The organism is Devosia sp. YR412 (genome assembly GCF_900110945.1).
Classification (GTDB): domain Bacteria; phylum Pseudomonadota; class Alphaproteobacteria; order Rhizobiales; family Devosiaceae; genus Devosia.
Map to the genome: position 1 here is coordinate 303,807 of NZ_FOFL01000002.1, position 26,002 is coordinate 329,808.

Below are 26,002 nucleotides of genomic sequence, written 5' to 3' on the forward strand. Positions count from 1 at the left end.
TGCTGACCTCTTCGGCGTTGCGTGATTGGCCGTCTATGTAGGGCAAGCCGCTCGTTCGGGCAACGGGTCGCAGGGATTGGTCGGAATTACGCCCCATTGACCCGCGAAGGGTGATGCCGCTGTCACAGCCCTCGCCTATCACCTTGTCCTGACTGACCTTTCCGGAGCGCACATGCTGATCAGACCTCTCCTTACGCTGACCATGGGCGCCCTGCTGTCGGCCAGCGCCTGGGCGCAGGCTGCGCCGGAGCCGGCGAAGGTGGTCGATTTCACACTGGAGAACGGGCTTGAGGTAGTGGTGATCCCCGATCGCCGCGCCCCGATCGTCACCCATATGGTCTGGTACAAGGTCGGCAGCGCCGACGAAGCGCCCGGCAAATCCGGCATCGCCCATTTCCTCGAACACCTGATGTTCAAGGGCACCGAAAAGCATCCGGCCGGTGAGATGGATCGCGTCATTGCCGAGATCGGCGGCTATACCAATGCCTTTACCACCAATGACGTCACCGTCTATCACCAGACCGTGCCGCCGGAATTTCTGCCCGAAATGATGGATTTCGAGGCCGACCGCATGCGCGGCCTGGTGCTCACCGAAGAGGTCATCGGCGCCGAGCGCGACGTGGTGATCGAGGAGCGCAACCAGCGCGTCGAAGGCAGCCCGCAGGCGCTGCTGAGCGAGGAGGTCTCGGCCACGCTCTACCAGAACCACCCCTATCGCATCCCCACAATCGGCTGGCTGCACGAGATGGAACAGCTTAACCGCCAGGATGCCGTGGATTTCTACGACCGCTATTACGCGCCCAACAATGCCGTGCTGGTCGTGGCCGGCGATGTCGATGCTGAGGAAGTCCGCAAGCTGGCCGAGGAGACCTATGGTAAGGTGCCGCGTGGTCCCGAGCTGCCGCCGCGCATCCGCCCCTCCGAACCCACCCATGACACCGCCCGCACGGTGACGCTGAGCGATCCGCGCGTCGGCCTGCCCAGTTTCAGCAGCAGCTGGGTGACGCCCAATTATCGCACCGCCGAAGCTGGCGAGGCCGAAGCACTCGACCTTTTGTCGGAAATCCTCGGCGGCGGCTCGCGCAGCCGATTTTACCAGGAAATCGTGGTCAAGACCGGGATCGCCTCGGCGGCCGGCGCCAGCTATGACGGCGGCGCCTATGACCCGGCCAGCTTCACGCTCTATGGCATGCCGCAGGGAGAGCACACGCTCGCTGACGTCGAGGCGGCAGTGAGCGAACAGGTGGCGCGTCTGATCAAGGATGGCGTGACAGCCGAGGAGCTTGAGGCAGCCAAGATGCGCTATGTGCGCAGCCTGATCTTTGCCCGCGACGAGCAGGACAGCATGGCCAATATCTATGGCAACCGCCTCGCCAATGATGGGACCATTGCCGATATCGACGCCTGGTCCGACCGCATCAAGGCGGTGACGCCCGAACAGGTGCAGGCCGTCGCCCAGAAATATCTCGACCCGAAAATCGCGGTCACCGGCTACCTGCTGCCCACCGAAAACGGAGCCCCGTAATGACTTTTTTTGCCACGCTCCGCCGCCGCATTGCGCTTGTCGCCGCGCCAGCCCTGCTGCTGCTTGCCGTATTGCCGGCCCAGGCCGAAGTGCAGTTCCAGCAGATCACCTCGCCCAAGGGCATCAAGGCCTGGCTGGTGGAAGACTATGCCGTGCCGATCATCACCATCCGCTTCGCCTTCGACGGCGGCAGCACGCAGGATCAGCCGGGCAAGGAAGGCACCGCCAACCTGATCACCGCGCTCTTCGATGAAGGCGCCGGCGACCTCGACAGCGACGCCTTCCAGATCGCGCTCGATGCGGCCGGCGCCGAAATGGGCTTCACCGCCGATCTGGATACCGTCTATGGCTCGATGCGCCTGTTGGCCGAGCAGAAGGACGAGGCTCTGGGCCTGCTCAAGCTGGCCATTGAAGAGCCGCGCTTCGACCAGAACCCGATTGACCGCATGCGCGCCCAGATCCTCAGCGGCATTGCCGCCGACGCGCAGAACCCGGCCACTGCCGCGCAAAAGCTGTGGAACGAAACGCTCTACGGCACGCATTCCTATGCCCGCCCGGTCGACGGCACGCCCGAGACCATCAACACCATCACCGCCGATGACCTGCGCGCCTTCCACAAGGCCACCTTTGCTCGCGATAATCTTCACATCGCCATCGTCGGCGCTGTCGATGCCGAAACCGCCGCAAGCATGATCGACGACCTGTTCGGCGCCCTGCCCGAGCATGCCGAGCTGACGCCGGTGGCCGATATCGCGCCGGCGCTGGGCAAGGATCTGGCGGTGGATTATCCCCTGCCCCAGACCAGCATTTTCATGGCCTTCCCGGCCGTTAGGGTTGGCGACCCCGACTATTACGCCGCCACGCTGATGAATGAAATTCTCGGCGGTGGCAGTGTGCTGTCGCGCCTCAATGCCGAAGTCCGCGAAAAGCGCGGGCTGAGCTATGGCGTCAGCTCAGGCCTGTTCAACCAGCAGCATGCCAATGGGCTGGTGCTCAACACCTCCACCCGCGCCGATCGCGCCGGTGAAACGCTGGGTGTCATCGAGGACGTGCTGGCCAAAATGGCGGCCGAAGGCCCGACCGATGAAGAGCTGGCTTCGGCTAAGAAATACCTGATCGGCTCGGCTCCCCTGCGCGAACTCGGCTCGTCGCAGGCCATCGCCAGCACGCTGATCGGGTTGCAGCTCTGGGACCTCGGCATCGACTACCTGCCCCAGCGGGCCGACCTGCTCAATGCGGTGACGGTGGACGATGTGAAGGCGGTGGCGGCGAAGCTGTTGGGGACGAAGCCGACAGTGCTGCTGCTGGGGCCGAAGGTGGCGCAATAGTCGCATCCACCTTCGGATTTGCATCGGACGACCCGTACCCACGGTGTCACCCGGCCTTGAGCCGGGGCCCATCCTGAGGTCCATCCCCACGCCGCCAGATCGCACCACCTTGCGGCTGTGGCGCGATCTCGAGATGGATCCCGGCTCAAGGCCGGGATGACACCATGGGTGTGAACGTTCGTAGATAATCAGGCACTTGCGGGGTGGTTTGGGCAAACACCCTGCGCTACCCTCCCCCCAAAATCCAGTCCGAGGGGCACTGCATTGACCTATTCCTTCCCGCGCCGCGGCCGCACTCTGGCTGCCGGGCAGCGCGCTGAGCTGACCGTCATCGACCTCGCCGGCAATACCCAGGTCATCTTCACCGCTGATGAAGTGATCGAGGCGCCGAACTGGTCAGCCGATGGGCAATGGCTGGTGTTCAATGCCGGCGGCAAGCTGTTCCGCATCGCCGCGACTGGCGGCACGCCCCAGCCGATCGACAGCGGGCATCTCGCCGATCTCAACAATGACCATGTGCTGTCACCGGATGGCACAACCATCTATGTCAGTTCCGACGACGGCCACCTCTACGCCCTGCCCTTTGCCGGCGGCACGCCACGCCGCGTCTCCAACAGCCATGCCACGCCCTTCCACTATTACCTGCACGGCATTTCGCCCGACGGCCTGACGTTGAGCTATGTCGCCATCGAGCAGCGCGAGGATGGCGAGCGGCAGGTCAATGTCTTCTCCATTCCCGCCGCCGGTGGCGCGGATACCCGCCTGACCGATCTCTCCATGCCCAATGACGGGCCGGAATATTCGCCCGACGGGCGCTGGATCTATTTCAACTCCGAACTCGCCGCCAGCCGCCCCGGCCATGCCCAGGTCTTCCGCATGAGCGCCGTTGACGGCAGTGGGCTGGAACAGCTGACCTTCGACAGCCTCGTCAACTGGTTCCCGCATCTGTCGCCCGACGGCAAGCAGGTGGCAGTGCTGAGCTATCCGCAGGGCACGACCGGCCATCCAGCCGACAAGGATGTGCTGCTGCGCCTGATGGGGCCGGACGGTGGCCCGCTGCGGGTGCTGGCCAGTTTCTTTGGCGGTCAGGGCACCATCAACGTCAATTCCTGGTCGCCTGACAGTCAGCGCCTCGCTTATGTCGCCTATCCCAAGGTCTAGGCGTCACTTGCCGAAACTGGCCCAGACCAGGCCGAGGTTGATGATCGGCACCAGATAGACCCAGAAGCGCATCGGCACGAAGAAGAATGAACCTCTGGCATCGACATCAAATGTCACGCCGGTGCGCTGGTCGATCAGGGTGCGGCGCGTCATATGCACAATCACCCGGTCCAGTCCCCAGATCAGTGCGCTGATCACCAGGCTCCCTGCGAGCACAATGGCGACCATGGTGACCGGCGCATCCACTATGCCCTTGCTGGTATTGTAGATCACGCAGCCGATCGTCGCCCAGACCAGCGCCACCAGAAATCCCCAACCGCTCCAAATCAACATCATCGCTCTTGTCCCCTGCATCAGCGGCCACCGCGGCCGTCTGTGCAGAGACCTTAGGAGAGGTTGAGAGGCGCCGCTGTTCCGGACGGAACAGGCCTATCCGGTGATGCCGTAGCGCGGCTCCAGCGCATCCATGCTGACCACGCGATTGCGCCCCGCCGCCTTGGCGTCATAGAGCCTTCCATCGGCGACCGACATCAGCGCCGAGCCATTGCTGCCGGTGGCGACGCCGATGCTGGCGGTGACGGTCAGGCCCTCGCCCAAGGCCTGCCAGTCCACCGCGGCGATTTCGGCGCGGATCGCCTCGCAATGGCGTGCGGCGCTGTCCAGATCGTCCTGCGGGAAGATCAGCGCGAACTCCTCGCCACCCAGCCGGAAGGCCTGCACGCCATTTTCCGCATGCGTCGCCAACAGCGCCCCGACCTGCCGGAGCACGGCATCGCCCACCACATGGGAGAACAGGTCGTTGACCGATTTGAAGAAATCGAGATCCACGATGGCGAGAGCAAACTCGGTCCCCTCCAGCCCGAGCATCGCCTGATCGAAACTGCGCCGGTTCGACAGCCCGGTCAGCCCGTCATGCGCCGCCTCTTCGGCCAGCCGTTCCGCCGCCGCACGCAGCTTGCTGGTTTCATCGCGAATGTCGGCCACATGGGCGCGCCGCCGCGTCACTTCACTAAGCTGACGCTCATAGAGCCCGTGGTAGCGCTTGTGCAGGGCCAGCGCCGCCTCGAAATTACCCATGGCCTCATGCACATCCGACAGTCGCCGTACCGCATTGGCCTGATGGTCGGTATGCGTCGTGCCATCGGCCAGTGCCACCGCCTGCTCGCAAATCTCCAGCGCTTCGGCCAGCCGTCCGGTCAGCGTCAACACCTCGCCCTTTGTATAGAGCAGATGGATACGCTCGCGCAGGCCCGGCTCACCCGCCACGCCGGCCCAGCGCCCGAGATAGTCATGCGCCTGCTCGGGCCGGTCGAGCAGAACATGATATTCGGCGCCATTGCATAGCGCGGTGCGCAGGTTCCAGCCGTCGCCACTGGCTTCGGCTGCGGCAATTGCCGCATCATTGGTGTCGACGGCGAGGTCGCGCCAATGTCGCCCGGCTTCGGCATCGCCTTCAAACTCGGCCATTTCGGCGCTGGTCACCTGCCCATAGGCGCGGTTGATCAGCAGCAGCGCCATCAGCCCCGGCTCCTGATGCATCTCCACCAGATCCATGGCGCGATCCAGCAGCGGACCCGACAGTTCCGGCTGCCGGCTATACATCAAGACAATCGCCTTGGCATTGAGCGCGCGGGCCAGCATGGCCGGATCGCTCTGCCGCTCGGCCAGTTCCAGCGCCCGATCGGCCTCCTCGAAGGCTTCTTCGGTCAGGCCCATTTCGAGCAGCAGCCAGCTGGCAATCGCCGTGGCGTGGACTTCGCCGCTTGTGTCCTCGCAGCGCCCCCACAGGCGCTTGGCCGCATAGGCGCAATCGAGACCATGCTCGGCCTGTCCAAGCTGCAGGCAGAACCAGGCGATCTGGGTGAGGCAGGCGGCAATCGCCCGGTCGTCGCCGCTGTCTTGAAGGCGCTTGAACAGCAGCTTGGCCCGGCTCAGCGCCACGACCGACTGCCCGGAGCAGGCCAGGCGCCAGCTCTCGGCCAATTCATCAGACAGGGCGGCGTTTTCGGACATCGGGCTTCCCGACCGCTGCAACATCCGATCAGGCTAGACCTGCCCCGTTAAGAAAGCAAAAAATCGCCCGTGCAAAGCCGCTGCATCAGCGGGCCATGCCCAGCGCTTGGCGGATCGTGTCGTCCTGCTCGGTGCGCTGCAGCACCACGCCCCACCAGCCGAGCCCGTCATATTCCTGGTAGCCCAGCGTCTGGGCGAAGGCGATGATATTGCCCTGCCCGTCGTAATAGCTGCCGCGCTGCCGGTTCTCGTGCCGCAGGTCGAATGTCGTGAACAGGCTCTGCGCCCGCGTCGAGGCGATCACCCGCCCCTTGCCGTCGAGCAGCATCACCTCGGTCCGCTCGGCAACCTTGGGCGGCAGGGCGGCTTCGGTCTCGACGATGGACAGCCCCTGGTTCTGCCAGTCGAAATAGACACCGAGCGTCCCCAGCACAGCGCCGTTGCTCCGCCCGCCAGCCCGCACGGCCGTCGAATATACCAGCACGTCCTGCCCGCCGTGATGGGCGCTCTCGGTCACCTCGCCCACAGCATAATCGTCGCCGCTGGCCAGCCCGCGCGCCGCGCGGAACCACGCCTCGCGGGAAAAATCCGCGCCCATCAGGCTGCGCGCATAGGCGCCATTGGCGCTGGCCACGACGCGCCCCTGCGCATTGGTCAGCACCAGGTCGGCATAGACGCTGTAGAATTTGTTGATCGTCGCCAGCCGGTCGGCGGCGAAGGCAAGAGCACCGGAATTGGCATCGGCTTCGAGCGCCTGCCAGAAGGCGGTGTCTGTCGCCCACCAGCGCACGTCGGCGGTGCGTTCATAAAGATTGCGCACGATCAGCTGCACCAGCGATTGCGCCAGATCGATCAGTCGCACGCCCTCCATCTCGTCGACCAGCGTCTCGCTCATCGTCCGGCTCAGCGAAATCCGCCCGACCAGCACATCCTGGAAGCGCACCGCGATATCGGCAGCCCGGTCAGCCAGCCGTTGCACCTCGTCGGCGACAACGGCAAAGCCCTTGCCGGCATCGCCCGCCCGCGCCGCCTCGATAATCGCATTGATCGCCAAGAGCTTGGTCTGCTTGACGATCTGCAGATTGCTGTTGGAATAGCTCTGCAGCTCGCCGCTGATCCCGTCCATCACCACGCGCATGGCCCGCGGCGACGCTGCCACGGCCGGCTCCCGATTGCTCGACATATCCCGCGCCCCAATGCCCACTGGGTGGACACTGTGGACAAACATGGTAACCGAGCCGTTAATAGCTGCCGGTTCCGCGCAAATTAGGCAGCCTTCTCGATCCACACCGGCACCGACTTGAACGCCGGCGTCTTGCTGCGCGGATCGACCTCCGTGCCAACCAAGACATTGGCCTCGGGATAATAGGCCATGGCACTGCCGCGCGGCAGGTCGAACTGGGTCACTACCGCCGTCATCCGGCCGACGTCGGAGGCCAGCGTCACCGCCTGCCCTTCGCTGACGCCGAAGGCCGCCATGTCCTCGCCATTGAGGAACACCGCATGCCGCCCGGCGCCGCCGCGATAGCTGTCCTTTTCCTCATAGATGATGGTGTTGAACTGGCCCTCGCTGCGCATCGTCGCCAGCGTCAGTTTTCCGCGCGGCAATGCGGGGAGCGGCGTCACCACGAAATGCGCTTTGCCATCCGCGGTGCCAAATTCGGGCGTATGCATGACCCGGTTCCTGATGTGGAACTCGCGCTTGGCCACATCGATATCGGCCAGCTCTTCCATTCCCGGCACGATATTGGCGATCGCATCCCGCACCCTGGCATGGGCCGAGAACTCTTTGAATTGTATCGGAGAATTGGGCAGCAGCCCCTCGCCGATCTCACCGAGGATCCAGCTTTCCGGCCGCACATTCTCCAGCCGGCGAATGCCGCCGTCCGAGAGCCGCACATAGTTGAACATGGATTCCTGCGTCGTCGGCTCCCACTCCTCATCGCGCGCCGTCACCGGCAGGATCAGCACCTCGCCCTCGCCCAGCCCATGCACATGGCCCATGTTGAGCGTCGTCGTGAGGAACAGCTTGAAGCCGATCGATTCTATGGCCCGGCTGGCAAACGCCCGGTCCGGCGTGGCGCCCCAGAGGTTCCCGCCCATGATCACTGCGCTGTCGACATCGCCGGCCTCGGCCGCCTTGAGGCAGGCCATGGTGTCAAAGCCCTTCTCCTCGGGGAATTTCACCCCGAACTCGGCCTCCATCTTGGCCAGCACATCCTTGGCCAGCACCGGCTTGACCCCGATGGTCCCGATGCCCTGCACATTGGAATGGCCGCGCAGCGGCAGCAGCCCGGCATAACACTTGCCCACCATACCGCGCAGCATGGCCAGATTGGCGATCGCCTCGACATTGGCCACGCCATGAATGTGATGCGTCATGCCCATGCCCCAGGCAAACACGGCGTGCTTGGCCCGACCATATTGCCGCGCGATATGCTCTATCTCGGCGCGCTCAATCCCGCAGGCAGCGACGATCTCTTCCCAGCTCAGCGCTTCCAAATCGGCCTGGAATTCGGCAAAGCCCGATGTATGCGCGGCGATGAAGCCGGTGTCGGCCAGCCCCAGTTCCAGCACAGCCTTGGCAATACCCTTCATCAGCGCGATGTCGCTGCCGATGCGCGGCTGCACATAATCCGAGGCAATCTCGCTGCCGCCCTTCAGCATGGAGCTCGGCGATTTCGGCACGGCAAACTTCACCAACCCCGGCTCCTTGGCCGGATTGATCACAATCACCTGCCCGCCCCGCTCGCGACAGTTCTTCAGCATATGGATGAAGCGCGGGTGGTTGGACGATGGATTGGCGCCGATGACAAAGATCAGGTCGGCGCCGGTCAGATCCTCCAGCTCGACGCTGGATGTACCCTTGCCGATGGTGGTGGCCAAACCTTCGCTGGTCGCCTGATGGCAATAATACGAGCAGTTGTTGACGTTATTGGTCCCATAGGCCCGCGCCAGCAGCTGGAAGATAAACCCGGCCTCGTTGGACGACCGGCCCGACGAATAGAAAAAGCTGCGCTTCGGATCGGTCGCCTTGAGCCTTTGCACGGCATGGGAAATGGCGAAGTCCCAATCCACCGGATGGAAATGGTCAGCGCCCTCCGCCTTGAACAGCGGCGTGCCGAGCCGGCCGAGATGCTCCATCTCCTTGCCGGTCAGCTCCTGCAGATCGGCGAACGCATGCTCGAAAATCTCGTGCGGGATGGCCGGCTGGATATCGGTCGATTGCGCCTGCACGCTCTTGTTGCAGACCGAGGGGAACTCATCGAGCTCATTGGTCATGCCGCCGCGCTGCCCGCCCATGCCATAGGCGCAGGCCTTGCAGGCATTCTTGGCGGTCAGCGCCTTGCCGGCCTTACCCACGCCCATGCGGGCGATGGTAGCGAGAGTATAGAGGACCTTCTTGGGTCCGCCGCCCACGATGTGGCTGGTATCGGCCAATGCACTGCTCCGGCTTGCTGCATGGCCATTTTCGGACTGCTCGGCCGCGCATGCAAGCGATCAAATCCTTGCGGACGCAGGAACAGGCCGGACTCCGCTCCGTTGTGCGCACAAGCGTCCCACAGACAGGAAGGATTTTCAGATGCAAAGATTGACCCTGAGCGCCGTCGCCGCCCTTGCCCTCGTCATTCCCGCCATGGCGCAGGACCCCGGCACGGCAATGGCCACTTTCATAGATGCGCAGGGCGCCGAAGTCGGCTCCGTCATCCTGGCGCAGGGCGGAAGCGGCGTCACCATTGTCGGCGACTTGACCGACCAGACCGCTGGCGAACATGGTTTCCATTTCCACGAGACCGGCAGTTGCGACGGTGCCACGGGTTTTGAATCGGCCGGCGGCCATTTCAACCCGACCACGCACCAGCATGGCCTCGAAAATCCCGAAGGACCGCATGCCGGGGACCTGCCCAATGTCACGGCCGGCGAGGACGGCATTGTTGCGGTGAACCTCACCACTGACACCATCTCGCTGACCGAAGGCGACCCAGCCTATGTATTTGACACCGACGGCACCGCCCTCGTCATCCACGCCGGCCCCGATGACAATGTCACCGACCCGGCTGGCAACTCCGGCGACCGCATGGCTTGCGCGGTGATCGAAGCCAATACCGTTCCGTAACGCTCTTCACCTCTCCCTTTGGGGAAAGGTCGACCCTCATCAGTCGGGTGAGGGGGCCATGGCTCAGCAGTCTGAAGGCCCCCTCATCAGTCGCTACGCTCCGACCTCCCCCACAGGGAGAGGCAAGCGCCTATTAGTAGACCGACTTGACCTTCATTTCCTTGGGGATCGGGCCGCGGGCATAGTCCGGATGGCGGATACGCTCGGGCAGCACGACGTCCTGCTTGGGAACATCGCCATAGGGGATGGCCTCGAGCAGATGCGCGATGGTGTTGAGCCGCGCGCGCTTCTTGTCATCGGCATCGACCACCCACCACGGCGACTCCGTGGTGTGGGTGCGGTTCAGCATGTCTTCCTTGGCCTTGGTATAGTCTTCCCAATGGCGGCGGGATTCCATGTCCATCGGCGACAGCTTCCACTGCTTCAGCGGATCTTCTATGCGCATCTTGAAGCGGAATTCCTGCTCCTCATTGCTGATCGAGAACCAGAACTTGATCAGGATAATGCCCGAGCGGACCAGCATCTTTTCAAATTCCGGCACCGAGCGGAAGAACTCTTCCAGCTCGTCCGGCGTGCAGAAGCCCATGACGCGCTCGACGCCCGCGCGATTGTACCAGGAGCGGTCGAACAGCACCATTTCGCCGGCTGCCGGCAGATGGGGCACATAGCGCTGGAAATACCACTGCGACTTTTCGCGGTCGCTCGGCGCCGGCAGCGCCACAACGCGGCAGACGCGCGGATTGAGCCGCTGGGTGATGCGCTTGATGGCGCCGCCCTTGCCGGCCGAGTCACGGCCTTCGAAGACCACGGCGACCTTGAGCTTGTTATGCGCGATCCAGTCCTGCAGCCGCACCAGTTCATGCTGCAGCCGGAACAATTCGCGGAAATACACGCGCCGGTCGAGCGTCGCGCCACCCGGGCGCTCTTCGCCGCCGGCCAGCATTTCGAGCTGGTCGTCTTCGAACTGCAATTCCAGTTCTTCGTCGAAACTGTCGGAAATTTCCTCGCGGATGCGGTCGAGTTCGGCTTGCAGGTCGGGATTGGACATGAGGCAGCTCCAGTGTCAGGCGCCACTGTTCATACCGCCATGACAGTTTTATGAAAGCGCCCAGCAGGATAGGCGTCCGGCGCAAAACAAGTCTCCACACCGCGTGAAAACCCGTAATCGACGCCAAACCGCGCCGAACTTGAATCCTGATGTGCATATGACCATGTTGATCATACGCAACCGCTTGACCGCAACGCGGCAGGCGGGCAGTTTGCGCAGGTCTCCCCCACACAACTATCGTGAAGCGCACGCCGAACGGATTGGCTGGGGGTTAGCCTATTAAGAGCATCGTGCAGACAAGTGGAAAGCCACTTTCGGCAAGACGATGCGATAACAAATACATGGAGCCGGCGATCCGAGATTGGATCGCATGGCTCCATCGTGCCGATTGGAGGCAAGGAATGGACAAGATCCCGATGACGATCGGTGGCCACAAGGCCCTGAGCGCAGAGTTTGAGCACCGTACTGCCAGCGAGCGCCGTCGCATCATCGACGCGATTGCCGAAGCACGTGCCCATGGCGATCTGTCTGAAAACGCTGAATATTCGGCCGCCAAGGAACAGCAGAGCCTCAACGAGGGCCGGATCAAGGAACTCGAGACCATCCTGGCTCTCGCCGACATCATCGATGTCACCAAGCTGAGCGGCAAGACAGTCAAGTTCGGCGCCACCGTCACCTATCTCGACGAGGACACCGAGGAAGAAAAGACCTATCAGGTCGTCGGCGATCCGGAGGCTGACGCCTCGGGCGGCCGCATCTCGATTTCCTCGCCCATCGCCCGCGCCATGATCGGCAAGGAAGAGGGCGATTCGTTCGAGGTTTCCGCTCCCGGTGGGGCCAAGAGCTACGAGATCATCAAGATCAAGTACGTCTAGCGCTCAATCCGTGGGCATTTGCCCTGCGCCGTGTGACATTTACGCCTGTTCCACAGGCAGGTGCCCCACAAAACAACAGTTTGCCTTGAAAGAGTGCGCCTTCGCCCCTTAACTAGCGGGCGAGGGAATACTCGCATTTGTCGGAGAGCCTCGCGATGCACGCGAAAGTCATCATCATTGGGTCTGGCCCTGCCGGCTATACCGCCGCCATCTATGCGGCGCGCGCCATGCTGGAGCCCGTGATGATTCAGGGTCTGCAGCCGGGCGGCCAGCTGACCATCACCACCGATGTCGAGAATTATCCAGGCTTTGCCGACGTCATCCAGGGCCCCTGGCTGATGGACCAGATGAAGGCGCAGGCCGAACATGTCGGCACCAAGATCGTCAATGACCTCATCGTCAATGTCGACTTCGACAAGCGCCCCTTCGTGCTGACCGGCGACGGCGGCGAGATTTACACCGCCGACAGCCTGATCATCGCCACCGGCGCCCAGGCCAAATGGCTGGGCCTGCCTTCCGAGCAGAAATTTCAGGGCTTTGGCGTCTCCGCATGCGCCACCTGCGATGGCTTCTTCTATCGCAACAAGCAGGTGCTGGTGGTCGGCGGCGGCAATACCGCTGTCGAGGAAGCTTTGTTCCTGACCAATTTCGCCGACAAGGTGATCCTGGTGCATCGCCGCAACGAATTCCGCGCAGAGCGGATCCTCCAGGATCGCCTGTTCAAGCATCCCAAGATCGAAGTGCGCTGGAACCACGAGATCGCCGAAATCGGCGGCTCGGCTATGCCGCCCTCGGTCAACAGCGTGACCCTTCGCGACATCGCCACAAACCGCACTTATGAGCAGCCGATCGATGGCATTTTCATCGCCATCGGCCACGCCCCGGCAACGTCCATCTTTGCTGGCAAGCTCGACATGAAGCCCGGCGGCTACCTGCAGGTGAAGCCCGGCACGACCGAAACCAACATCCCCGGCGTGTTTGCCGCTGGAGATGTGACGGACGACGTTTACCGTCAGGCAATCACGGCCGCTGGCATGGGTTGCATGGCGGCTCTGGAAGCTGAACGATATCTCGCTGAACACGAGCTCGCCGAAGCGGCGGAGTAAGCCGACCCCGAACTAGAAAGCGTCAAAAGAAATGCTCGACTGGGACAAACTCCGGATTTTCCACACCGCCGCCGAGTCGGGCAGCTTCACCCATGCCGCCGAAAAGCTCGGCATGAGCCAGTCAGCCGTCAGCCGGCAGATTTCGGCGCTCGAGGATGACCTGGGCCTCAAGCTCTTCATCCGCCATGCGCGCGGGCTGGTGCTTACTGAAGTCGGCGAACAGCTGTTCCGCACCGCCCATCGCATGCATTGGGAGCTGCAGCAGGTCGAAACCCAGATGTCGGAGTCGCAAGACGTTCCGACCGGCCCGCTGATCGTCACCACGACCGTCGGTATCGGCTCCACCTGGCTGTCGTCGCGGCTCGACGAGTTCCTGAAGCTCTATCCGCTGATCCAGCTCGAAATCCGCCTCAACGACGCCGAGCTCGATCTGGCCATGCGCGAGGCCGACGTGGCCATCCGCCTGCACCGCCCCAACCAGTCGGAAATGATCCAGCGCAAACTGTTCACCGTGCACAATCATTTCTATGCCTCGAAGACCTATGTCGACGAATACGGCATGCCGGCCAGCGGCGAACAGCTCGACGATCACCGCATCATCAGCTTCGGCGAGCCGGTGCCGTCCTATCTGGGCGACATCAACTATCTCGAGCGCATGGGCCGCACCGATTCCAGCCCGCGCCGCGCCGCGCTCAAGGTCAATTCCATCTATGGAATGCTGCAAGCCTGCCGCGCCGGCACCGGCATCGCCATGCTGCCGGCCTATGTCACCGAGACCGAAGACGCCCTGGTCCAAGTGCTGCCCGAGATCGAACTTCCAGCCTACGAAGCCTATTTCGTCTATCCGCCGGCGCTGAAGAACTCGAAGCGCGTCGGGGTGTTCCGGGACTTCCTAGTCGCCAAGGCAAGAGAGTGGTCGTTCTAATTTGGGTTGTGGGCTGCTGACGTTCGCTTGACGCCCCACACCCGCGATGTCACCCCGGCCTTGAGCCGGGGCCCATTCTGAGATCTTGCCGCACGCCGCCAGATCGAACCACCTTGCGGCTGCGGGACAATCTCGAGATGGATCCCGGCTCAAGGCCGGGATGACATAGTGCTTGTGAATAGCGCCGTGCACTAACGTCACCAATCGTGAGGTGCCCCATGCCCATCACCACCATCGCCTTCGATGCCGATGACACGCTCTGGCAGAACGAACAGTTCATCCGCCTGACCGAGCAGCGCTTTGCCGACTTGCTGCGCCCCTATGCCGACGCGACCGATCTCAACGAGCGCCTGTCCGCCGCCAGTGTGCGCAACCTTGCCTTCTACGGCTATGGCATGAAGGGCTTTACCCTCTCAATGATCGAGACGGCGCTGGAGGTGACCGAGCATCGCGTCCCCGGCACCGTCATCGCCGAACTGCTCGCCGCCGGCCGCGAATTGCTGAGCTATCCGATCGAGACCCTGCCCTATGTCGATCAGGCGCTGACCCAGCTGCAGCAGAGCCATCGGCTGATCCTCATCACCAAGGGCGATGTCATCGACCAGGAGCGCAAGCTCGCCGCTTCCGGCCTTGCCGAATATTTCGCCGCGATCGAAATCGTCCCCGACAAGACCGCCGCGGTCTATGCCCGGATCTTCGCCCGCCACACCGACGGCGCCGAACGCACGGTCATGGTCGGCAATTCCCTGCGCTCCGACATCCTGCCTGCGCTGGAGGCCGGCAGTTTCGCCGTCTATGTGCCGCATGAGATGAACTGGTCGCATGAACATGCCGACGAGCCGGTCAACAACCCGCGCTATGCCCGGATCACCCATCTCGGTGAACTGGCCGAAACCCTCGCACAACTGGACGCCCAGGGTTAGAATCGTCCACCCGGACCACTGCATCCCAACCGGCCAATGTGACAGTCGGCGCCAAAAAAGCATGCACCCACTGCATAACTAACATGCTCGACGCCCAATTGTTGAGCAGAAGCTCACCCCCTATATCCCTCGTCACACAGCGGGCGCTTCTCCTCCTCCCTTGCGCCTGTTGCGTTCCCTCCTGCGGGATCCCGATCCCGCACCCTTGTGGCTCCGCTCTCCCCTCGAGCGGGGCCATATTTTTTCGATTGACCCATGCAGTTCTGCATGGCTGACATGTCCGACATCCCATTGTCTATCAGCGCAGTAGAGTACATATGTGGGTGGTCGCTGAGGCGCGCTTCGTATCCTCCTCCCTCGAAGCAAGTATCGCGACACCGAACCGGGATCGTATCCTCCTCCCTCGATCAAGGTTCACTGGCAGAGCGCATATCCTCCTCCCTTGCTCTCTGCCCCACTTTCGATTTGGCTTCGGCCCAGTCATCAGGCCCTGTCTTCGGACAGGGCCTTTTTTTCGACGCAACCTACCGCTCACAGCGACGTTACCTCACCGCGCGACCTGCGCGCCTGGAGCGTCACATGTCTATTCTCATTTCCATCCTGATCACCTTCCTGGTGGTTGTCCTCATTCTCTGGCTGGTGCAGCGCCTGCCGATCGAAGGCAATATCCGCCAGATCCTGCAGATCGTGGTGATCGTCATCGGCATTATCTCGCTGCTGAAATACCTGGCCGTATTCTAGGCGAGCCGAGGGCCAAGGCCTTCGCTGTCGCTAACACCTTGTATGGTTGACACAATGTCGCTGTGCGAAATGCATGGCAGTCATGTTGACCTATGCATTGCTGACCGGACGGTCAAAATCTATAAAGGTTTTGTCGCTGGTGAAGCCGCTCCGTATCCTCCTCCCTCGGACCCGCTTCTTGCGACACCGGATTTAGGTCGTATCCTCCTCCCTCGGCCTGGGTCCAACCGGTTTAGCGCATATCCTCCTCCCTTGCGCTGGGCCACACTTACGATTTGGCTTCGGCCCTATCATCAGGCTCCAACTTCGGTTGGAGCCTCTTTTTTTTGCCCCGATTTGGCAAAACTGCATGCCAGCATTTCCCATTCTGCGTTTGTGCACGGCCCCACCCGGATCGATAGTTGATTGATCAGCGGCAGGTTCACGCCGCGCCTCCAAGGTCAGACGCTTCGGCTGATGACCCCCGGGCCCTGCCCATCCCCTCGGGCGGGGCCCTTCTCTTTCCGGCCATTCCTGCCGCTCTCACCCGGCAAATCCTGCCGCCTGGCAGCATAGCCAAAATCTAAACAACTGATTAAGAACAATATTTTTGCGGCACGCCGCTTGCAATACGGTCCCTGACCGATCGCAGGAGCGTCCGATGGTTTCCGTGACCACCGCCTATTCGACCAGCACCTATTACAAGCCCGCCACCGCAGCCGTAGCGGCCAGCGTCACCGGCTCGGCCAGCGGCACCGCAGCCGCTGTGAGCGCTGCCCAGGCGGCGACCTCGGTCACCCTTTCCGACGAAGCCAAGGCAGCCCTCGCCGCCAAGGATTTCACCACCGTCCTCGCCGAAGCCCGCAGCAAGCTCGTCGCTTTGCTCAAGGAGGCCGAACAGACCTCTCCGCTCAAAGATGGCCAGCTGGCGGTCGATCTCTCGAGCCTCGATCCGCGCGAACTCTTCGCCATGGCCAGTGACGACAGCTTCCCCCCCGACGAGCAGGAAGCCGCCGGTCTCGAAATGCAGCGCCGCTTCGAAAACGCCCTGTCCGGCCCGGCGGCACTTGCCAAGGTCACCGGCAATTTCACCGCGCTGTACAAGGCTGCCGCCGAATATCTCGATGGTCTCGGCTCCGAGGAAAAGGCCGGCGCCGACTGGATCGCCGGCCGCGCTGCCGTCACCGATGCGCAAAAGCAGCTTGCTGCCGATCCCAAGACCCTGCCCGATGCCGGCGAGGACGATCCCGTCGCGCTCTATCTGGCGCTTGTGGAAGCCGGCGAGCAGATCAAGCCGCAGCCGATTGCCGATGTTGCCAGCACCGCCCGCAAGACGCTCGACGCGCTCTATGCCGAGGCAATCAAGAACGGCAAGGCGCCGACCTTCAACAAGGCGACCACCGTCGGCACCTATATCGACATGTCCAAATTCGACAGCCGCACGCTGTCCTCCATCGTGGTCGACACCACGGGCAAGTTCTCGACCGAAGAGGTCAATGCGGCGCAGGCAGCCATGCGCGGCAAGAGCGGCGCGGCCCTGCTCGCCGGCTTCCAGAGCGCCGCCAAATCCAGCGACCCCACCGCCTTCAGCCAGAACATCATGTCGCTATTCGGCGCCATGAGCGTGGAAGAGCGCCAGGCCGCCGGCTGGAGCGACAAGTTCTACCAGGCGGCGGTGGACAGCTACACGGCAACCAGCAAACTGACGCAGATGTTCGCTGAAGCCGGCGGGGACAGCACCGGATTTATGAGCTGGATGGGGAAGTAGGGTTATCTTGGGAGCCCTGACTGGCAAAGGCCACCGGCCCTACCCTCCCCCTTGCGGGGAGGGATAGCGAGATAGGACTTAGCGTTTGCGAAGTCCGTCATCGAGCCGGGAGGGGGTGTGAGAGCCCCGATATTCGGGCTAACCGCCCCCACCCTTGAGCCCTCCCCGCAAGGGGGAGGATGTCGACTGAGAAATCAGCGTCCGAAAGTCAGCGGATCCCCGCACAGAACCCCTGGATCCGCTTCACCGCTTCTTCCAGCTCGGCATTGCTCGCCGCATAGCTCAGCCGGAAATGCCCCGGCAGGCCGAACGCCGTGCCATGCACCAGTGCCACGCCGGTTTCTTCGAGCAGCGCCATGACGAAATCCTCGTCGGTCGTCAGCGTCGCCCCACCCGCGCTGGTCTTGCCCAAGAGCCGCTTGCACGACGGGAACACATAAAAGGCCCCCTCCGGCGTCAGGCAATCGAGCCCGGTATTGGCATTGAGCCCCTTGACCACAAGATCACGCCGCGCCTGGAACACATCGCGCCATTCGGCCAGAAATTCCTGCGGCCCGTTGAGCGCTTCCACTGCCGCCCATTGCGCAATCGAACTTGGATTGGTGGTCGACTGGCTCTGCAGCTTGGTCATCGCTGCCAACAGGTGCCGCGGCCCCGTGCAATAGCCGATGCGCCAGCCGGTCATGGCATGCGACTTGGAGACGCCATTCATTGTCAGTGTGCGCGGCTGCAATTTCGGCTCGACCTGCGCGATCGTGGCAAATGTGCCGCCGTCATAGACCAGCACTTCATAAATATCGTCGGTCAGGATGTGCACATGCGGATGGCGCAGCAGCACATCGGCCAAGCCGCGAAGCTCTGCTGCCGAATAGGCGGCGCCGGTCGGATTGCTCGGCGTGTTGAGGATCAGCCACTTGGTCTTGGGCGTGATCGCCGCTTCCAGCACCTCGGGTGCCAGCTTGAAGCCCGTCGTATCATCGGCCACGGCAAACACCGGCGTCGCACCGCACAGCCGCACGATTTCCGGATAGCTCACCCAATAGGGCACCGGCACCACGACCTCGTCGCCCGGATTGAGCGTCGCCATCAGCGCATTGAAGATGATCTGCTTTCCGCCCGAGGCGACGAAGCAATCCGCGGCCGTCACATCCAGCCCATTGTCACGCTTGAACTTGGCGGCGACCGCAGCCTTCAGCTCGGGAATGCCGTCGACATTGGTATAGCGCGTCTTGCCTTCGTTCATCGCCCGGATCGCCGCTTCGCGCACATTGAGCGGCGTATCGAAATCCGGCTCGCCGGCGCTGAGCGCGATGATATCACGGCCCTCCTGCGCCAGGTTACGCGCCTTCTGGCTGATCGCCACGGTCGCCGACGGCGCCACGCGCTCCAAAGCCTCGGACAGAAAACCCATCATCACTCTCCCGGAAATACCGGCCCGAACTGATATTGTGTCCTAGGGCCTTGAGCAAGCTTTAGCCGCGTGGTGGCGCGGTACTCTCGCGCACCATCAGTTTTGTAGTCAGGATTCGGCGTCCCTCCACCTGCTTGCCGCCCAGCGCCGCATCCACCGCCAGCCGCGCAATCTCGGCCATTGGCTGCGCCATGGTGGTCAGCTTGGGCGTCGCCACGCCCGCCTCGGGCACATCGTCAAAGCCGATCACCGACACATCGCCCGGCACCGAACGGCCTGAGCGGAACAGCCAGTCCACCGCCCACATGGCAATCTTGTCCGACATGGCCAGCACCGCCGTTGGTGCCGCCTCGACGGCAAACATCTCGGCCATCATCGCATGCGTGCTGGCCTCGTCCTCGTGCGTTTCAAAGATCGGCACCGCGTCCCGCGCTATGCCTGCGGCGGCCATCGCCTCCCAATAGCCCAGCGCGCGATCGCGCGAGGTGGAATAGAGCGCCGCCAGCATCTCATCGGGCGTGCGAAGGCCTGCGCTGCTGCATTCGTTGATCAGCGTCGAGAGGATGGCCAGCCTACGGTGCCCCAGCCCGATCACATGCTCGGCCGCCATGCGCGCGCCGCCGGCATTGTCCACGCCGATCGCCGGAATGGTGCTGTCCGCTGCGCCGATCGCCAGCGCCACATAGGGCAATTGCCGTTGCCGTGTGACATCCACCAGCTTCTCGCCACCCTCGACGCAGAGCAGGATAAAACCATCCACCAGCGCCGATTGAATATTCCACGCCAGCCGCTCGTCATTAAGCGCCGAAACCAAGGCCACTCCGGCCCCGCGCGCATCGCAGATTTCCGAAATCTGCGCCATCAGCTGCCGGGCCCAGAGATCCTCGAAGAAATAGCTGATCGGTTCGATCGCCGCGACGCCGACAGCATTGACCTTGCCGGCCCGCAGCAGTCGCCCGGTCACACTGGGCCCGGCATAGCCCAGCTCCTTGGCGACCTGCAGCACATGCTCGCGCACTTCCTCACGCACCACATCGGGCTTGCTGAACACGTTGGACGCTGTGCCCTGCGACACGCCAGCCGCCTTGGCGACATCCTTGAGCTTGATGCTGGAATCCAATTTTGTGCTGGTGGATTTGCTTTTCAGTGCCATGTCCCTGCCATAGCACGATTTTTGTATCGGTTCAATTTCTGCTTGACTCCGGATATCGCAAGGCGCAAATTTGAACCGGTTCAAGAAAATCCATACTCAGAAATTGAACCGATTCAATATGGAGACTGAAAATGATCCCGGCAAGCTATCTGTTCAAGCAAGTCTATAACCAGTCCTGGAACGAGCCCGAGGCTCCGGCGATGACCGAAACCAACAGGCGCTTTCTCGATGGCCTCAGCATTCCCCTGGCTGCAGCTGTTATCGCGCTGTTTGCCCATCGCCCGGCGACAAGCAACCAGCGCTTCGGCCACCCTGCCTATGACTGAATATCTGTCAGGCGCCGGTATCGCCGTCAGATCGCGATGCCGGCAGCCTTGCGCAGCGCCACGCCGATCACCCGCCAGCCTTCACCGGGTTCATTCCGCAGCTGATACGCAGCTTCGTAGAGCGACTGATCCGGCGCCACGAACTTGACCACCTGCAGGACCGTATCCTCGCCTACCTTCTCGAATGTCCCAAAACTATGCGAGCGCGACTCGATGATCGCCGCATAGCCCGAGGCCGCGATGGCGGCATAAAACGCCTCCGGCTGCCCTTCGAACTGCGTCCGGAACGCCTCGCCGGCAAAGGTCAGTGCCGTGGCGCCATCGCCAGCGCGAAACGCCTCGATCTGTCCTGTAACGCTGGCCTGCCAGGGCGTGTGGTCGGTCTGCGCCAGCACCGGCGCGGCCAGCGCAAACAGCAGCATGGCAAAGGCAAAAATCACGCGCATAACCGGCTCCCCTTGAAACACTCTAGCCACAGCGGCCACAGTTTCGCCATCAAATGGTACCGGACCGACCCAATTCGACACAAACTCGAACCGCATTCCGGTGGCTAATAGCGCCCATCGCAACGACAAGGTTTGACGTCGATCCCATGCACAAATCTACGTCCCCCAAGCGGAAAAGTTTCAGGCGCGTCGTCTTGGCCACCACAGCCCTGGTGACCGGCGGCGCAACGGCAGCCTTCGTGGCCGGCGTTACCCCTGCGACGGCCGCGAACCTGGCGAGCCAGCCGGACACCCAGATTGCGGTGTTCATGGTTCCGCTGACCATCCTCGTCCTTGCGGTGATGTTCGAAGTCGCGCGTTTTGCCTTGCGCGGCAACCTGCCGGTTGAGGCCCCTGCCCGCCGGCGCGCTCCCCGCCACTGGTCCCCCGGCCGCGGCGAGAGCTGACCTCCATTTCTCCCTGACCTGACGACTGGGCCGGCCTTGCGCCGGCCCTTTTTTATTGCCCTCAGTGCGATGCGGGTTCAAAATCCTCCCTGAGGAGGACTTCACCATGTTTGTCGAGACCATCCTGCAGACCAAGGGCGGCACGGTCCACACCCTGCCCGCCAGCGCCACGCTGGCCGAAGCGGTCGCTGCCCTCAACGCCCACAATATCGGCGCCCTGGTCATCACCAGTCCCGGTGGCGCCATTGCCGGCATTCTCTCCGAACGCGACATCATCCGCCGCCTCGGCACCGACCCGGCCGCCACTTTGGCCCTGCGCACCGCCGACTGCATGACCCAGCGCCCCACCACCTGCAACCGCGACACGGCCATTGCCGAGGTCATGGAGCAAATGACCCGGCTGCGCATCCGCCACATGCCGGTGCTGGAAAACGGCGCTCTGGTCGGCATCATCTCCATCGGCGACGTGGTCAAACGCAAGATCGAGGACGCGGAGCACGAGGCGGATGCGCTCAAGGAATATATCGCGAGCTAGGCCAGCCGCTTCAGCCCCGCCGCCGTCGGGGCAAAGCCGGCCTTGCGGTAAAAGCCCTCGAGCCGCGCCTCGAAATCCACATGCAGCCATAGCGCGCCGCGTTGCCGCGCCAGTTGTTCCGCCCGCTCCAGCAGGCGCAGCGCAATGCCTTGCCGCTGGTAGTCCGCATGCACGCACGTATCGAGGATGAAGGCATGTACGCCGCCATCCCAGGCAATATTGACGAAGCCAATCAAGCGCTTGCCGTCAAAAGCGCCGACATGACCGAGACCATGTGTCAGAATTTTCGCAAAACTTTCCGGTCCGCCATCACCCCATGCCGAGAGCCAAAGCGCCCGCAGTGCCGCGTCTTCCGGATTGGGGTCGCTGACGATCTCGATCATGGCACTCTCCCTTCATTACCAACGTGACCAACTCTTCATGCTCTCGCAAGGTCACGAACAGGTCGCCTGCTCTAGGGTCGTTTTCGCCGGACCAACCGGCTCCCATGCAAAGGATTCGACAATGAAGACGACCTCCAAAGCAGCCATCGTGGCCGTGATGACCACTGCCATCGGCTTTACCGCCATTGCCCCTACCTTCGCCCAGGACGCTGCACCCATCCAGGTGCAGCAGCAGAAATTCCGCCATCACGAGCAGGGCCCGCGCAATGGCGGCCCCGGCGGCGATATCCTGGGTTTCGAGCGTGGTGCCGAAGCCGTCGAGATCGCCCTGGTGCGCCTCAGCCATCGGCTCGAACTGACCGCCGAGCAGCAGCCGCTGTTCGACACGTTCAAGACCGATGCCCTCAAGGCGGCCAATGATTTTGCCACCACCACCGAAGGCCTGCGCCCCACCCCGCAGGCTGAAGGCGAAGAACCCGCCGTACCGAACTTTGTCGATCGTCTCGACAAGACGATTTCCCTGCAGGCTGCTCGTCTCGCTGCCCTCGAAGCGGTGCAGCCCTCCGCCACGGCCTTCTTTGAAAGCCTGACCGAAGACCAGCTCGCCGGCCTCCGTCCGCAGCGCCCCGAGGGCGATCGTGGTCCCGGCGGCCTCGGCCAGCACGGTCCGCGCCATCAGGGTGAACACGGCGACCGTCGTGGCCCCGGCGCCCCGGGCGAAGCTCCGTCCGACGCGCCGGCTCCCCCGCCAGCCAACGGCTAACGGCACCCCCGGCGCCGCCCACCCTCCTTCATCGGCGGCGCCTCATGCGGCGGGTGAACACCCCCTCGCCCGTCGCACGACCCCGGCTCTCAACAGCCGGGGTTTGCTTTTTCCGTTTCATCGCCTACCAATCGGCCAAACGCCATTGGATAGACCATGACCACCCTGCCTCTCGATCCGGCCCGCCTGCGCGCGCATTTCCCCGCCTTTTCCGAACCGTCGCTCAAGGGCCAGGCCTTCTTCGAAAATGCCGGCGGCTCCTATACCTCGCGCCAGGTTCTCGACAAGCTCGACCACTTCTTCCGGGCCACCAAGGTCCAGCCCTATGGCGTCTATCCCGCCTCGCGCGAGGGTGGCGAAGCGATGGACCGCAGCTTTGCCCGCATGGCACAGGCGCTCAATGTCACCGCCGACTGGATCCATTTCGGCCCCTCGTCCTCGGCCAATACCTATGTGCTGGGCAATGCCTTTGCCGGCTGGCTCAAGCCGGGTGACGTGGTCATCGTCACCAATCAGGACCACGAAGCCAATGGCGGCGCCTGGCGCCGGCTGGCCAAGATGGGCGCCGAAATCCGCGAATGGAAGGTCGATCCGGAGACCGGCCGTCTCTCCCTCGCTGACCTCGACAAGCTGCTCGACAGCAAGGTCAAGCTGATCGCCGCGCCGCATTGCTCCAATATTGCCGGCGAGATCAACCCGGTGGCCGAGATCGCCGCCCGCGCCAAATCCGTCGGCGCCGTCACCGCCATCGACGGCGTCAGCTATGCCCCGCACGGCCTGCCCGACCTCGCCGAACTGGGCGCCGACATCTATTTCTTCTCCGCCTACAAGGTTTATGGCCCGCATCAGGGCGTCATGGCCGTGCGGCCGGAACTGGCCTTGTCGCTGCCCAACCAGGGCCACTACTTCAACGACAGCAAGCCGCGCTATCGCCTGACCCCATCCGGTCCCGACCACGCCCAGATCGCGGCTGCGTCTGGCATCGTCGACTACCTCGAAGCCGTCTCCGACATCGCCGGTGACAGTGTCGAGGGCACAAATCCCTACCGCCGCGCCCATGCTGCCATGCGCGCCCAGGAAATCGCCCTGGCCAAGCCGTTGCTCGACTATCTCCGCGGCAAGAACAGCGTTCGCATCATCGGCCCCGATGACGCCGAAACCCGCGCCCCGACCGTCGCGCTGGCCCTCTCCGAACCCGGCGCCGTCGTCGCCGCTCGCCTCGCCAAACACAACATCATGGCCAGCGGCGGCCACTTCTATGCCTACCGCCTGATGGAAGGCGTCGGCATCGCGCCGGATCATGGCGTGCTGCGGCTGAGCTTCGTGCACTACACCACGCCGGAGGAAATCCAGCAGCTGATTGCAGCGCTGGATGAAGAACTCCCCTGACACCAAGCTGGCAGTCGACCACCCTCCCCCTTGCGGGGCTTCGAACCGGCCCACAGGGCAAATCGCTCCGATGGAGCGATTTGAGGAGAGAAGGCCATGAGGGCTACGCCCGAATGGCTGGAAGCGAGATAGGACTTAGCCCTTAGCTAAGTCCGTTATCGAGCAAGAAGGGGGTGTCCTTCGGTAAGCTCAGTGCTTGTGGCTTACCCCCCCTTGATCCCTCCCCACAAGGGGGAGGGTGTCGACTGAGACCCCTGCGCCCAAGCCCCTACCCCAGAAAAGACCAAAAATGTCCCGCCCCGTTGCCATTCTCATGCTGCTGATCTGCACCGCGCTCTGGGGCTTTGCCTTCGTCGTCCAAAAGTCGGCCATGGAAACCATGGGCCCACTGACCTTCATCGGCGTGCGCAACCTGCTCGGCGGCGTCGCCATCCTGCCGTTGGCCCTATTCCTCACCCGCCGCAGCAAACCTCAACCCTTCACCAGCCGCCAATGGTGGTTCATCGCCGGCATGAGCCTGGCGCTGATGCTCGGCTCCTGGCTGCAGCAAGTCGGCCTGCTCACCACCACCGTCACCAATGGCGGCTTCCTCACCAGCCTCTATGTGCTGCTGGTCCCGCTAATCGGCCTTGTGGTCTTCCGCAGCTGGCCGCATCCGGTGATCTGGGTCGGCGTGCCGCTGGCGCTGGTCGGCATCTATTATCTCAATGGCGGCGGGCTCGACACGCTCAACTTCGGCGACGCCCTGGTCGTCGGCAGCGCCGTGTTCTGGGCTGTGCAGGTGATGATGCTGGGCTATATCGCCCGCACCACTGGCCAGCCGATCCTGATCTCCTGCATCAGCTTCCTGCTCGCCGGCGGCTCGGCCCTCGCACTGGCCTTCGTGTTTGAAACACCCAGCATCGCCGGCATCATGGGCGGCTGGGAAGAGCTGGCCTATGCCGGCCTGTTCTCCACCGCCATCGCCTTCACCCTGCAGGCGGTCGGCCAGCAGCACCTGCCCTCGGCCAATGCGGCGATCATCCTGTCCTCGGAAAGCCTCTTCGCGGCGCTGGGCGGCGCCATCTTCCTCGGCGAACGACTGCCAGCCGTTGGCTATGCCGGCGCCACGCTGATCTTCATCGCCATCCTTGCCGTGGAAGCCTTGCCGCCGCTCTGGGCGAGGCGGCAGGCCAAGCTCACCAACTGATTATTCGACGAACCGGTACATCTGATACGTCTTGCAAATGATCCCCAGCACGCAGCCTTTCAGCGTGATCTGGTCTTCACTGACCTGGGTGATCGTCCCGCCCGCGGTCTGCCCATAAATATGCAGGTCGCCCTTCCACTGGTTGGGCTGCACTGGCCGGGCATGGTCGATCATCATGGTGTTGAGATAGGGCAGGTTTTCCGCATTGTCGGCTCCATTGCCAAGCCATATCAGCGTGCCGCAGAGCTGCGTGCCGTCGCCGCACATTTCGACCTTGTAGCGGGAATCCCGCATTTCGATTTCCCAGGTACCGACGGGCGATGCCATCACCGGCTGCGCCAGCAGCGCCAATGCACCAAGAACAAAAACCGGCTTCCGCATCGCCAAAACTCCATCCTGCAACTGTATCGACCTTGCAATCGCCCGGCTGAACCGGACCTGAACGCCAGCTT

General features: G+C 63.0%; 27 protein-coding genes. 16 read left to right on the plus strand and 11 right to left on the minus strand.

The window, feature by feature from the left end; all coding sequences use genetic code 11:
- The first annotated feature begins 202 nt into the window (after nucleotides 1–202).
- The 3 genes from BM045_RS07750 (at nucleotide 203) to BM045_RS07760 (ending at nucleotide 4,014) form a co-directional block, all read left to right on the plus strand.
- Nucleotides 203–1,525, plus strand: a complete 1,323-nt coding sequence (locus tag BM045_RS07750) for a M16 family metallopeptidase (RefSeq protein WP_244522961.1) — start codon at nucleotides 203–205, stop codon at nucleotides 1,523–1,525.
- The gene (locus tag BM045_RS07755) at nucleotides 1,525–2,853 is read left to right on the plus strand and encodes a M16 family metallopeptidase (RefSeq protein WP_092181790.1); all 1,329 of its coding nucleotides are present in this window, start codon (nucleotides 1,525–1,527) and stop codon (nucleotides 2,851–2,853) included. Before BM045_RS07750 ends, BM045_RS07755 begins: the two co-directional genes overlap by 1 nt.
- A 264-nt stretch (nucleotides 2,854–3,117) precedes the next feature.
- Entirely contained in the window at nucleotides 3,118–4,014 is an 897-nt protein-coding gene (locus BM045_RS07760) for a TolB family protein (protein ID WP_092181793.1), read from the plus strand.
- A gap of 3 nt (nucleotides 4,015–4,017) precedes the next feature.
- Here the strand turns inward: BM045_RS07760 and BM045_RS07765 are convergent, their stop codons facing one another.
- The 4 genes from BM045_RS07765 to BM045_RS07780 form a co-directional block, all read right to left on the minus strand.
- Entirely contained in the window at nucleotides 4,018–4,350 is a 333-nt protein-coding gene (locus BM045_RS07765) for a hypothetical protein (protein WP_139198749.1), read from the minus strand.
- Between the two features lie 93 nt (nucleotides 4,351–4,443).
- Complete coding sequence (locus BM045_RS07770; RefSeq protein ID WP_170848429.1) at nucleotides 4,444–6,027, minus strand: GGDEF domain-containing protein; 1,584 nt, start codon at nucleotides 6,025–6,027, stop codon at nucleotides 4,444–4,446.
- An 85-nt stretch (nucleotides 6,028–6,112) separates the two neighbouring features.
- The gene (locus BM045_RS07775; protein WP_280139460.1) at nucleotides 6,113–7,165 is read right to left on the minus strand and encodes a methyl-accepting chemotaxis protein; all 1,053 of its coding nucleotides are present in this window, start codon (nucleotides 7,163–7,165) and stop codon (nucleotides 6,113–6,115) included.
- A gap of 128 nt (nucleotides 7,166–7,293) precedes the next feature.
- Nucleotides 7,294–9,468 carry an FdhF/YdeP family oxidoreductase gene (locus tag BM045_RS07780; RefSeq protein ID WP_244522925.1) on the minus strand — a complete coding sequence of 725 codons (2,175 nt, stop codon included), beginning with the start codon at nucleotides 9,466–9,468 and terminating at the stop codon, nucleotides 7,294–7,296.
- A 142-nt stretch (nucleotides 9,469–9,610) separates the two neighbouring features.
- Here BM045_RS07780 and BM045_RS07785 point away from each other — a divergent pair, with 142 nt between their 5' ends.
- On the plus strand, nucleotides 9,611–10,144 hold the full coding sequence (locus BM045_RS07785; protein ID WP_092181805.1) for a superoxide dismutase family protein: 534 nt from the start codon (nucleotides 9,611–9,613) through the stop codon (nucleotides 10,142–10,144).
- Nucleotides 10,145–10,277: 133 nt separating this feature from the next.
- On the opposite strand, the gene ppk2 is transcribed toward BM045_RS07785, so the two are convergent.
- The gene (ppk2, locus tag BM045_RS07790) at nucleotides 10,278–11,192 is read right to left on the minus strand and encodes a polyphosphate kinase 2 (RefSeq protein WP_092181808.1); all 915 of its coding nucleotides are present in this window, start codon (nucleotides 11,190–11,192) and stop codon (nucleotides 10,278–10,280) included.
- 401 nt (nucleotides 11,193–11,593) lie between these two features.
- Here ppk2 and greA point away from each other — a divergent pair, with 401 nt between their 5' ends.
- From greA to BM045_RS18875, 5 genes are all read left to right on the plus strand, one after another.
- A complete protein-coding gene (gene greA / locus BM045_RS07795) occupies nucleotides 11,594–12,067 on the plus strand; it encodes a transcription elongation factor GreA (protein ID WP_092181811.1) in 474 nt (157 codons plus the stop codon).
- 155 nt (nucleotides 12,068–12,222) lie between these two features.
- Nucleotides 12,223–13,173, plus strand: a complete 951-nt coding sequence (trxB, locus tag BM045_RS07800; RefSeq protein ID WP_092181814.1) for a thioredoxin-disulfide reductase — start codon at nucleotides 12,223–12,225, stop codon at nucleotides 13,171–13,173.
- Between the two features lie 31 nt (nucleotides 13,174–13,204).
- Nucleotides 13,205–14,098, plus strand: coding sequence for a LysR family transcriptional regulator (locus BM045_RS07805; RefSeq protein WP_092181817.1), 894 nt, complete (start codon nucleotides 13,205–13,207; stop codon nucleotides 14,096–14,098).
- A 218-nt stretch (nucleotides 14,099–14,316) separates the two neighbouring features.
- A complete protein-coding gene (locus BM045_RS07810; protein WP_092181820.1) occupies nucleotides 14,317–15,021 on the plus strand; it encodes an HAD family hydrolase in 705 nt (234 codons plus the stop codon).
- A 579-nt stretch (nucleotides 15,022–15,600) separates the two neighbouring features.
- Nucleotides 15,601–15,762 carry a Thivi_2564 family membrane protein gene (locus tag BM045_RS18875; protein ID WP_092181822.1) on the plus strand — a complete coding sequence of 54 codons (162 nt, stop codon included), beginning with the start codon at nucleotides 15,601–15,603 and terminating at the stop codon, nucleotides 15,760–15,762.
- A 293-nt stretch (nucleotides 15,763–16,055) separates the two neighbouring features.
- On the opposite strand, the gene BM045_RS19300 is transcribed toward BM045_RS18875, so the two are convergent.
- The gene (locus BM045_RS19300; RefSeq protein ID WP_280139449.1) at nucleotides 16,056–16,187 is read right to left on the minus strand and encodes a hypothetical protein; all 132 of its coding nucleotides are present in this window, start codon (nucleotides 16,185–16,187) and stop codon (nucleotides 16,056–16,058) included.
- A gap of 215 nt (nucleotides 16,188–16,402) precedes the next feature.
- Here BM045_RS19300 and BM045_RS07820 point away from each other — a divergent pair, with 215 nt between their 5' ends.
- Nucleotides 16,403–17,509 carry a hypothetical protein gene (locus BM045_RS07820; RefSeq protein WP_092181825.1) on the plus strand — a complete coding sequence of 369 codons (1,107 nt, stop codon included), beginning with the start codon at nucleotides 16,403–16,405 and terminating at the stop codon, nucleotides 17,507–17,509.
- A gap of 208 nt (nucleotides 17,510–17,717) precedes the next feature.
- Here the strand turns inward: BM045_RS07820 and BM045_RS07825 are convergent, their stop codons facing one another.
- On the minus strand, nucleotides 17,718–18,920 hold the full coding sequence (locus BM045_RS07825; protein WP_092183143.1) for a pyridoxal phosphate-dependent aminotransferase: 1,203 nt from the start codon (nucleotides 18,918–18,920) through the stop codon (nucleotides 17,718–17,720).
- 61 nt (nucleotides 18,921–18,981) lie between these two features.
- Nucleotides 18,982–20,073: a LacI family DNA-binding transcriptional regulator gene (locus BM045_RS07830; protein WP_092181828.1), complete on the minus strand. Its 1,092-nt coding sequence runs from the start codon at nucleotides 20,071–20,073 to the stop codon at nucleotides 18,982–18,984.
- Nucleotides 20,074–20,204: 131 nt separating this feature from the next.
- Here BM045_RS07830 and BM045_RS07835 point away from each other — a divergent pair, with 131 nt between their 5' ends.
- Nucleotides 20,205–20,399, plus strand: coding sequence for a hypothetical protein (locus tag BM045_RS07835; protein WP_092181830.1), 195 nt, complete (start codon nucleotides 20,205–20,207; stop codon nucleotides 20,397–20,399).
- Nucleotides 20,400–20,425: 26 nt separating this feature from the next.
- Here BM045_RS07835 and BM045_RS07840 read toward each other — a convergent pair whose 3' ends face one another.
- Nucleotides 20,426–20,845 (minus strand): DUF4864 domain-containing protein, encoded by a 420-nt coding sequence (locus BM045_RS07840; protein WP_170848430.1) that lies wholly within the window; start codon nucleotides 20,843–20,845, stop codon nucleotides 20,426–20,428.
- Between the two features lie 194 nt (nucleotides 20,846–21,039).
- Here BM045_RS07840 and BM045_RS07845 point away from each other — a divergent pair, with 194 nt between their 5' ends.
- Nucleotides 21,040–21,291: a hypothetical protein gene (locus tag BM045_RS07845; RefSeq protein ID WP_092181836.1), complete on the plus strand. Its 252-nt coding sequence runs from the start codon at nucleotides 21,040–21,042 to the stop codon at nucleotides 21,289–21,291.
- A 106-nt stretch (nucleotides 21,292–21,397) separates the two neighbouring features.
- Nucleotides 21,398–21,826 (plus strand): CBS domain-containing protein, encoded by a 429-nt coding sequence (locus BM045_RS07850; protein ID WP_092181841.1) that lies wholly within the window; start codon nucleotides 21,398–21,400, stop codon nucleotides 21,824–21,826.
- On the opposite strand, the gene BM045_RS07855 is transcribed toward BM045_RS07850, so the two are convergent.
- Entirely contained in the window at nucleotides 21,823–22,209 is a 387-nt protein-coding gene (locus BM045_RS07855; protein WP_092181844.1) for a GNAT family N-acetyltransferase, read from the minus strand. The two genes, BM045_RS07850 and BM045_RS07855, sit on opposite strands and share 4 nt — an antisense overlap.
- Nucleotides 22,210–22,330: 121 nt before the next feature.
- On the opposite strand from BM045_RS07855, the gene BM045_RS07860 reads away from it, so the two are divergent.
- From BM045_RS07860 to BM045_RS07870, 3 genes are all read left to right on the plus strand, one after another.
- Entirely contained in the window at nucleotides 22,331–22,972 is a 642-nt protein-coding gene (locus BM045_RS07860) for a Spy/CpxP family protein refolding chaperone (protein ID WP_170848431.1), read from the plus strand.
- A gap of 156 nt (nucleotides 22,973–23,128) precedes the next feature.
- On the plus strand, nucleotides 23,129–24,361 hold the full coding sequence (locus tag BM045_RS07865) for an aminotransferase class V-fold PLP-dependent enzyme (RefSeq protein ID WP_092181850.1): 1,233 nt from the start codon (nucleotides 23,129–23,131) through the stop codon (nucleotides 24,359–24,361).
- A gap of 289 nt (nucleotides 24,362–24,650) precedes the next feature.
- The gene (locus BM045_RS07870; protein ID WP_092181853.1) at nucleotides 24,651–25,550 is read left to right on the plus strand and encodes a DMT family transporter; all 900 of its coding nucleotides are present in this window, start codon (nucleotides 24,651–24,653) and stop codon (nucleotides 25,548–25,550) included.
- On the opposite strand, the gene BM045_RS07875 is transcribed toward BM045_RS07870, so the two are convergent.
- Nucleotides 25,551–25,931, minus strand: a complete 381-nt coding sequence (locus BM045_RS07875; protein ID WP_092181855.1) for a DUF2147 domain-containing protein — start codon at nucleotides 25,929–25,931, stop codon at nucleotides 25,551–25,553. It abuts the gene before it with no gap.
- Between the last annotated feature and the right edge of the window lie 71 nt (nucleotides 25,932–26,002).